The organism is Streptomyces sp. NPDC057253 (genome assembly GCF_042669125.1).
Taxonomy (GTDB): domain Bacteria; phylum Actinomycetota; class Actinomycetes; order Streptomycetales; family Streptomycetaceae; genus Streptomyces.
The window spans coordinates 1-9,702 of the sequence record NZ_JBHUXV010000215.1 but is presented as its reverse complement, the minus strand read 5'-3'; the positions used below and the strand labels follow the sequence as shown (position 1 = coordinate 9,702).

Genomic DNA, 9,702 nt, shown 5'->3' with positions numbered 1-9,702 from the left:
GCGTATGTGATCTATACGTCGGGCTCGACGGGCCGCCCCAAGGGTGTGGCCATCTCGCACGGGGCATTGGCGAACTATGTCGCGTCGGTGCCGGAACGGGTGGGGTTCGGCGCGGTGGGTGGCCGGTATGCGGTGTTGCAGGGTCCGGCCACCGACCTGGGCAACACGGCGCTGTTCGCGAGCCTGACCACTGGCGGTGAGCTGCACCTGCTTCCGGAGGAGGTGGTGACGGATCCGGTGGCGGTGGCTGGCTATCTGGCCGAGCAGCGGATCGACTTCCTCAAGGCGGTGCCCTCGCATCTGGCGGCGCTCGCTGCGGCGGGGGGTGCTGCGGGTGTGGTGCCGGCGGGTGCGTTGGTGCTGGGCGGTGAGGCGGCCTCCCCGGCGCTGGTGCAGGAACTCCTGGGGGTGGCCGATGCGGCCGGTGGGTGTGGGGTGTTCAACCACTATGGGCCGACCGAGACCACCATCGGCGTGGCGACCGCCCGGCTGACGGCGGAGGCCATTGCCTCCGGAGTGATCCCGGTGGGCGCCCCGGTGGCGAACACCTGCTTCTACGTCCTGGACGATCGTCTGCAGCCCGTCGCGCCGGGTGTGGTGGGCGAACTCTACGTGGCGGGCGCGCAGGTGGCGCGGGGTTATGTGGGCCGGCCTGGGTTGACCGGGGAGCGGTTTGTGGCCTGTCCGTTCTCCTCGCCGGGTGGGCGGATGTATCGGACCGGGGACCGGGTGCGGTGGACGTCCGGTGGTGAGCTGGTCTTCGCGGGCCGGGCGGATGAGCAGGTCAAGGTGCGTGGGTTTCGGGTGGAACCGGGTGAGGTACAGGCGGTGCTCACCGCGCACCCGCAGCTCACCCAGGCCGCCGTGGTCGCCCGCGAGGACATGCCGGGGGATGTGCGCCTGGTCGCCTACGTGGTCCCGGCGGATGAGGACGCCGACCCGGGCGAGCTGGCCGCCTCGGTGCGTACGTTCGCTACCGGTCGGCTGCCGGAGCACATGGTCCCCGCCGCGGTGGTGGTGCTGGAATCGCTGCCGCTGACGGGCAACGGCAAGCTGGACCGCAAGGCCCTACCCGCCCCGGACTACACGGCAGCCACCACGGCCGCGCGACGCGAACCGTCCACTCCGCAGGAAGCGATTCTCTGCAGCGCGTTCGCGCAACTCCTGGGTCTGGACAGCGTCGGTGTCGACGACGACTTCTTCGAGCTCGGCGGACACTCGCTCCTGGCGACCAGGCTGGTCAGCGAGGTGCGCGCGGAATTGGGCGCGGAGCTCTCGATCCGTGCGGTGTTCACGACGCCCACGCCGGCAGGGCTCGCGGCCTGGCTCGCCGAACAAGGCAGTGACCAACGGAATGTCAGGCCCACGCTGCGGCCGATGCGTAAGCAGGAGGACTTCTCATGATCCCACTTTCGTTCGCTCAGCGTCGGCTGTGGTTCCTGGCAAAGCTGGAGGGTCCCAGCGCCACCTACAACAGTCCTACCGTTGTGCGCCTCTCCGGGGCACTCAACCAGGAAGCACTGAGATCTGCGCTACTGGATGTGATTCGTCGGCATGAAGTGCTGCGCACTGTGTTCCCTGAATCCGGCGGGGAACCTTTCCAGCGTGTACTCGAGCCGGAGCAGGCCGGTTTCGAGCTGACCGTCGCCGACGTGGCACCGGAAGTGCTGACGGAGGCGGTGTCCCAGGCGGCGCGGCACGCATTTGATCTGGGAGTCGAGGTCCCGTTGCGGGCATCGTTGCTCGTGCTGGGACCGACGGAACACGTACTCGTGCTGGTCGTGCACCACATCGCCGGCGACGGCTGGTCCTGGTCCCCCCTGGCACGGGACCTGTCGGCTGCTTACCAGGCGCGGCTGAAGGGCAATGCCCCGGAATGGGAGCCGCTCCCGGTGCAGTACGCGGATTACACCTTGTGGCAGCGAGAGTTGCTCGGGAGGGAGGACGATCCGCAGAGCGTGCTCTCCCGGCAGGTGGCGTACTGGCGTGGCGAGCTTGCCGATGTGCCTGCGGAGTTGACGCTGCCGACCGACCGGCACCGCCCGGCTGTCTCCTCTTACGAAGGGCACCGCATTCCGCTACGAGTCCCGGCCGAGGTGCATGAACGGCTGGTCGCTGTTGGGCGAGAGCGAGGCATGAGCCTGTTCATGCTGATGCAGGCCGCCTTGTCGGTGACGTTGTATCGCGTGGGTGCGGGTACGGACATCCCGATCGGGTCGGCGATCGCAGGGCGCACGGACAGGGCCCTCAACGACCTGGTCGGCTTCTTCGTGAACACCCTGGTGATCCGAACCGATCTGTCGGGTGACCCGACGTTCGAAGAGGTCCTCGACCGGGTTCGCGAGGCGGGCCTGCGGGCGTTCGAGCACCAGGATGTGCCGTTCGAGCGGCTGGTGGAAGAGCTGGCCCCGGTTCGCTCCTTGTCGCGGCATCCGTTGTTCCAGGTGATGTTGACGGTCCAGAACATGGGCGCGGCTTCCCTGACTCTGCCCGGGCTGAAGGTTGAGGGGGTGCCGACCGGGGCTACGGCGGCGAAGTTCGATCTCGAGATCTCCGTTGGGGAAAGGACCGATGCTCAAGGTGCTCCGGCAGGACTGCGTGGCACTCTGGTGGCGGCGACGGACCTGTTCGACGTGGAGTCGGCCGAGCGGATCGCGGCTTACTGGGCCCGGGTCGTCGAGGCGCTGGCCGCCGATCCGCGAACGAGGATCGGCGCGGTGGAGATCCTCGACGCGGGCGAGCGCGGTCGGCTTCTGACGGAGTGGAACGACACCGCGGTTGAGGTGGCGGACATTTCGCTCGCGGAGCTGTTCGCGGCACAGGTGGCGCGTACGCCGGAGGCCGTGGCCCTCGTTTCGCAGGGGGCCGAGGTGTCGTACGCGGAGCTGGAGGCGCGGGCGAACCGGCTGGCACAGTTATTGGTCATACGTGGCGTCGGACCGGAGTCGATCGTCGCGGTCTGTATGGAGCGCGGCGTCGACATGGTCGTGGCGCTCCTCGCCGTGTTGAAGGCCGGAGGTGTGTACCTGCCCGTAGACCCGGAGTACCCGGCCGAACGGATCGAGTACATGCTCGGCGACGCGGCGCCGACGGTGCTGCTGGTGTCGGAGGGTTCCACATCGCTGGTGCCCGGGCCCGCGGCGGCCTCAACGGTTGTTGTCGGCGCCGCGGAGACAGCTGATGAGCCGGCCGGGCTGTCCGACACCGACGAGTCCGGCGCGCCGGAGTGGGTGAGGCCGTCGTCGGCAGATCCCGCATACGTCATCTACACGTCCGGGTCCACGGGCCGCCCCAAGGGCGTGGTCGTTCAGCACGCAGGCCTCAACAACCTCTACAACTTCCACCGCTCGAGGGTGATGCCGCAGGGGCCGCAGCGCATGCGCATCGCGCTGACGACCTCGTTTTCCTTCGATACCTCATTGGAGGGCTTGCTGTGGATGGTGGCAGGCCACGAGTGGCATGTAATCAGCGACGATGTGCGCCGTGACGCGAGCGCCATGGTGGAGTACATCGCCGAGCACCGCATCAATGTTCTGGACGTGACCCCCACGTACACGGAGCAATTGGTGACCGAGAGCTTGCTCGACCGTCCAGACGCGCTGCCCGATCTGGTGATGCTGGGCGGCGAGGGGGTCGGCGGTGCGCTGTGGGACCGTATGCGGCGGACCGAAGGGACCCGGTGCCTGAATATCTACGGGCCGACCGAGTGCACTGTGGACGCACTGTGGTTCGACGCGGCGGAAGGTGAACAGCCGCTTGTCGGCAGACCCATCGCCAACACTCGTGCCTTTGTGTTGGACGGAGAGCTGCGCCCGGTGGCCGTGGGCGTGGTGGGCGAGCTGTATCTGGCGGGTACGGGTCTGGCCCGCGGCTACCTGGGGCGCCCGGCGTTGACTGGCGAACGATTCGTGGCATGCCCGTTCGAACCGGGCGCGCGGATGTACCGCACCGGTGACCTCGTGCGCTGGGACCGAGACGGTCGCCTGGAGTATCTGGGCCGGGTCGACGACCAGGTCAAGATCCGAGGCTTCCGTATCGAGCCGGGCGAGATCCAAACCGTCCTGACCGGGCACAGCGCTGTGGCACAGGCGGTAGTCGTGGTCACGCACATGGACACCGTCGACGACCAGCGCCTCGTCGCGTATGTCGTTCCGGAGGAGGACAGTGATGTCGCCGACGCGACGCTGTCCGAAGCCCTGCGTGCGTTCGCGGCGGAGCGGTTGCCGGGGTACATGGTGCCGTCGGCGGTCGTGGTGCTGGAGGCGCTGCCGCTGACGGTGAACGGGAAGCTGGATCGTCGGGCGTTGCCGGTGCCGGATTATTCGGTTGCGGCGGGTGTGGGCCGGGGACCGGTGACGGTGCAGGAGGAGATCCTGTGCCAGGCGTTCGCTGAAGTCCTCGGTGTAGAGAGGGTCGGTGTGGATGCCGACTTCTTCAGGCTGGGTGGTCACTCACTCCTCGCAGTCACGCTGGTGGAGCGGTTGCGTGTGCGGGGTGTGTCAGTGTCGGTGCGGGCGTTGTTCCAGACGCCGACGCCGGCCGGGTTGGCCGTGGTGGCGGCTCCGGGACAGGTGGAGGTTCCGCCGAACCTGATTCCGGAAGGCGCGACGGAGATCACGTCGGGCATGCTGCCGTTGGTCGATCTGTCGCCTCAGGAGGTCGACCGGGTGGTTGCGCAGGTGCCGGGTGGCGCGGCCAATGTCGCGGATGTCTACCCGCTGGCACCGCTGCAGGAAGGCATCCTCTTTCACCACCTGATGGCTGACGGTGGGGCGGATGTGTATGCGTCACCGAGGGTCGTCGGCTTTGACTGCCGGGAGCGGTTGGATGCCCTCCTCGGTGCCCTGCAGCGGGTGGTCGACCGTCATGACATCTATCGCACGGGGATCGTGTGGGAGGGGCTGCGGGAGCCGGTGCAGGTGGTGGTCCGGCGTGCCGTGCTGCCGGTTCATGAGGTTGTGCTCGATCCCGCGGTCGAGGATGCGGTCGCTCAGTTGGTGGCGGCGGGCGGTTCGCGGATGGATCTGGGCCGGGCGCCGTTGATCGATGTGCACGCGGCCGCCGAGCCCGGTTCGGGCCGGTGGCTGGCGCTGTTGCGGATCCATCACTTGATTCAGGATCACACCACGCAGGATGTGTTGCTGGGCGAGTTGAGAGCGTTCTTGTCGGGGCGTGAGGGGGAACTGCCGGCGCCGCTGCCGTTCCGTGACTTCGTAGCCCAGGCCCGCCTCGGTGTGCCGCGTGAGGAGCATGAGCGGTACTTCGCCGAGCTGTTGGGCGATGTAGAGGAGACCACGGCACCGTACGGCCTCCTGGACGTCCACGGCGATGGCACCACTACCGCACAGATGAGAATGCCCGTCGACGACGAACTGGCCGGGCAGACACGCGAGGTGGCCAAGGCGCTGGGTGTGAGTGCGGCGACGGTGTTCCATCTGGCGTGGGCGCGGGTGCTGGCGGCGGTCAGTGGCCGGGATGACGTGGTGTTCGGCACGGTGCTCTTCGGACGGATGAACGCCGGGGCCGGCGCGGACCGCATACCCGGACTGTTCCTCAACACTCTGCCGGTGCGGGTGCGGGTGGGATCGTACGGCGTGGGCGAGGCGTTGTCGGACCTGCGGGGCCAGCTGGCGGAGCTCCTGGTGCACGAGCACGCCCCGCTGGCCCTGGCACAGCAGGCCAGCGGAGTGCGCGACGGCAGCCCGCTGTTCACCTCGATCTTCAACTACCGGCACAGCCGGAGGGCGAGGCCGGAGCCCGGCCAGGAAGGTGGCACCAGGACCCAGGGCATAAGGACGGAGTTCGTACGGGATGCGACCAGTTACCCCGTGAGCGTGGCCGTCGACGACTACGGGACCGGATTCGGCCTGACCGTCGATGCGGTGACCCCGGCAGACCCGGAGCAGCTGTGCATCCTGTTGCGCACCTGCCTGCAGAACCTCGTGGCCGCCCTGGACAGCGCGCCCGACCTCCACTTGCCGGCAGTGGAGGTCCTCGAAGCCGACGAAAGACGGCGGCTCCTTGAGGACTGGAACGACTCGTCGGGCGCGGTTCCGGAAGCGACCGTGCCCGAGCTGATCGCGCAGCGGGCGGCGGCCTCCCCGGACGCCGTCGCCGTTGTCTGCGACGGGGAGGAACTGTCGTACGCCGAGTTGGACACGCGGGCCAACCGCCTCGCGAACTACCTGCGGGAACAGGGTGTCGGCACGGAGTCCGTGGTGGGACTGTGCCTCCCCCGTGGGACGGAGATCGTCACGGCGATCCTCGGCGTGTGGCGCGCTGGAGCGGCCTACGTGCCGCTGGACCCGGAGTATCCGGCCGAGCGGTTGTCGTACATCGTTGCCGACAGCGGGGCGCGTCTCGTGGTCGGCCTGAAGGAGCTGACGCGAGAGCTGGCCGCTCCCGGCGTGCGGCTGCTGAACCTGGACGATACGCAGGTGGCCGACTCAGTGGCGGGGGCAGCGGCGAAGGCGCCCGAAGTCACCCACGACGCAGCTCAGTTGGCGTACATCATCTATACGTCGGGATCGACGGGGCAGCCCAAGGGCGTGCAGGCCACCCATGGCGGCATGGCGAACCTCGCGCTGGCTTTGGCGCCGACTCTGGGCGCTGCCCCCGGAGTTCGGGTGCTGCAGTTCGCGTCGTTCAGCTTCGACGCTTCGGTGCTCGACGTGGCGGCGACACTGACGGCCGGTGCCACGCTGACCGTGGCCACGACGGCGGAGCGGGCCGATACAGCGCTGCTGACCGGCATGATCCGCGACACGGGTGTGCGGTCGGCCAGTGTCGTGCCTTCCCTGCTGGCGGTGCTGGACCCGGCGGACCTGACGGACGTCTCCTCGATCGTGGTTGGCGCCGAGCCGATCTCGCCGGAGCAGGCCATGCTGTGGGGTGCCGACCGGCGCCTGGTGCACGCCTACGGGCCGACCGAGTCGACGGTGATCGTCACGACCGGCCGAATGGACGGTCCGGATCCGGTCGTGACGATGGGCTCGCCGCTCGCCAACACGCGGGTCTTCGTGCTGGACGCCTCCCTGAACCCGGCACCCGTGGGTGTCGTGGGCGAGTTGTACATCGCCGGCGCCCAGCTGGCGCGCGGATACGCGGGCCGCGGCGCTCTCACTGCGGAGCGCTTCGTCGCGTGCCCGTTCTCGGCGACTGGCGAACGGATGTACCGCACCGGTGACCTGGTGCGCTGGACGGCGGACGGCCGACTGCTGTTCGCGGGGCGTGCCGATGAGCAGGTCAAGATCCGTGGGTTCCGGGTGGAGCCGGGTGAGGTGGCGGCCGTGCTGTCCGCCTGCGCGGGTGTGGCGCAGGTCGCGGTGGTCGCCAGGGAGGACACGGCGGACGAGAAACGTCTCGTCGCCTACGTGGTCCCTGCCGCCGACGATGCGGGAGCAACGGAACTCACCGTGCTTCTCAGGCAGTTCGCGGCGGATCGGCTGCCGGAGTACATGGTGCCGTCCGCGGTCGTCGTATTGGACGCGTTGCCGCTGACGGTGAACGGGAAGCTGGACCGCAGGGCGCTGCCGGCCCCCGACTATGCCGCGGCGCTCACCGGCGTGAGCCGCGCACCCTCCACTCCCCAGGAGGAGATCCTTTGCGGGGCGTTCGCCCAGGTTCTCGGGTTGCCCGAGGTGGGAGTGGATGACGACTTCTTCGCGCTGGGCGGCCACTCGCTGCTGGCGACTCGGTTGGTGAGCCGAGTGCGGGCACTGCTGGGTGTGGAATTGCCCTTGCGGACGCTGTTCGATGCGCCGACACCGGCAGGAGTCGCCGCCCATCTGAATGCAGAGGGCGGGGCCCGACCCGCGCTCACGCCGACGCGCCGTCCGGAGCGGCCACCACTTTCGTACGCGCAACAACGGCTCTGGTTCATCGCGCAGTTGGAGGGACCGAGTCCGACCTACAACATTCCCACAGCGCTGCGCCTGACCGGCACCGTGGACCGGGCAGCCCTGAGCGAGGCGCTGCGGGACGTGATCGGACGCCACGAAGTACTGCGCACCGTGTTCCCCACCGCCGACGGCCGGCCCTATCAGCGAGTCCTGTCCGTCGAGGAGAGTGGATTCGGCCTCACCGTCACCGAGGTGACGCGGGAGGAGCTGGCCGCTGCGGTGGCCGCCGAGTCACGGCGCGGTTTCGACCTTGCCTCGGAAGTCCCCCTGCGGACAACGCTGTTCGACTGCGGGCCGGATGAGCAGGTGCTGGTACTGATGCTGCATCACATCGCCGGAGACGGTTGGTCGACGGTTCCCCTGGCACGGGACCTGACGTCCGCCTACGCGGCGCGGATAGAAGGCCGGGCACCGGAGTGGACCCCTCTGCCGGTGCAGTACGCGGACTACGCCTTGTGGCAGCGCGAGCTGCTGGGCGCGGAGGATGATCCGCACAGCCCGCTGTCCGCGCAACTCGGTTACTGGCGCGAGCAGCTGGCCGGGCTGCCCGAGGAGCTGGATCTCCCCTTGGACCGGCCACGTCCGGCAGTGCCATCGCACCGAGGGCATCGGGTGCCACTCCGGATCACTGCCGAACTGCACGCCGAAATAGCCAAGGTGGCGCGCGCCGAGGGCGTGACGGTGTTCATGGTGCTGCAGGCGGGGCTGGCCGTGCTGCTCTCGCGCCTCGGAGCGGGCACGGACATCCCCATCGGTTCGGCGATCGCCGGGCGCACCGACGAGGCCCTGGACGACATGGTCGGGTGCTTCCTCAACACGCTGGTCATGCGCACCGATCTCTCGGGCAACCCCACCTTCACCGATTTGCTCTCCCGGGTGCGAGAGACGGGTCTCGGCGCCTTCGCGCATCAGGATGTGCCGTTCGAGCGACTGGTGGAGGAGCTGGCCCCGGCCCGCACACTCGCCAGGCACCCGCTGTTCCAGGTGATGTTCACGTTGCAGAACACCGCCCGCGCGGTCCTCGACATGCCCGGCGTGCGGACCGGTGGGCTGCCGGCCAGCGCCGGAACGCTGTCGGACACGACGACGGTGAAGTTCGACCTGGAAGTCACCGCCATCGAGGCGTTCGACGCGGAGGGAAACCCGGCCGGATTGCGTGGCGAGATCGTCGCCGCGGCCGACCTGTTCGATGTGGATTCGCTTGAGCGACTCGCGCAACGGTGGGCGCGCGCCCTGGAGTCTTTGACCGGTGCGCCGGATCTGCCGCTGGGGGCGGTGGATGTGTTGGGCGCCGCCGAACGCAGGCAGCTGATCGACGAATGGAACGACACCGCCGTCGAGCTGCCGGAAGCACTGGTCCCGGGGCTGATCGCGGAGCGCGCGGTTGCCGATCCCACGGCGGTGGCGGTGGTGTGCGACGGAATTGAACTGTCGTATGCGGAACTGGACGAGCGGGCGAACCGGCTGGCCCACTTCCTGGCAGGTCAAGGCGTCCGGGCTCGCAGCGTCGTGGGGCTGTGCCTGCCGCGCGGGGTGGAGATGGTCGTCGCTCTTCTGGCTGTGTGGAAGGCGGGGGCGGCGTATGTGCCGCTGGATCCGGAGTATCCGGCCGAGCGGCTCGCCTTCATGGCCGCTGATGCTGGAGCCGCAGTCGTGGTCGGTATCGGCGACTCGGCGCTGGGGCTGAGTGAGTCGCATGTGGTGCTGCTGGATGATCCCGCGGTGGTCGCCTCGTTGGCTGCCGGGCCGGTGACCGCACCTGACATCACACTGACGCCACAGCAGTTGGCGTATGTGATTT

Annotated in this window: 2 protein-coding genes; both read left to right on the top strand. The window is 68.7% G+C overall.

Annotated elements, in window-relative coordinates; translation table 11 throughout:
* Positions 1-1,404 (top strand): AMP-binding protein (locus tag ACFULQ_RS47110; protein WP_383557436.1); only part of this gene is annotated, 1,404 nt, incomplete at its 5' end.
* On the top strand, positions 1,401-9,702 hold an 8,302-nt coding region (locus tag ACFULQ_RS47105; protein ID WP_383557433.1), incomplete at its 3' end, for an amino acid adenylation domain-containing protein. The genes ACFULQ_RS47110 and ACFULQ_RS47105, both read left to right, overlap by 4 nt.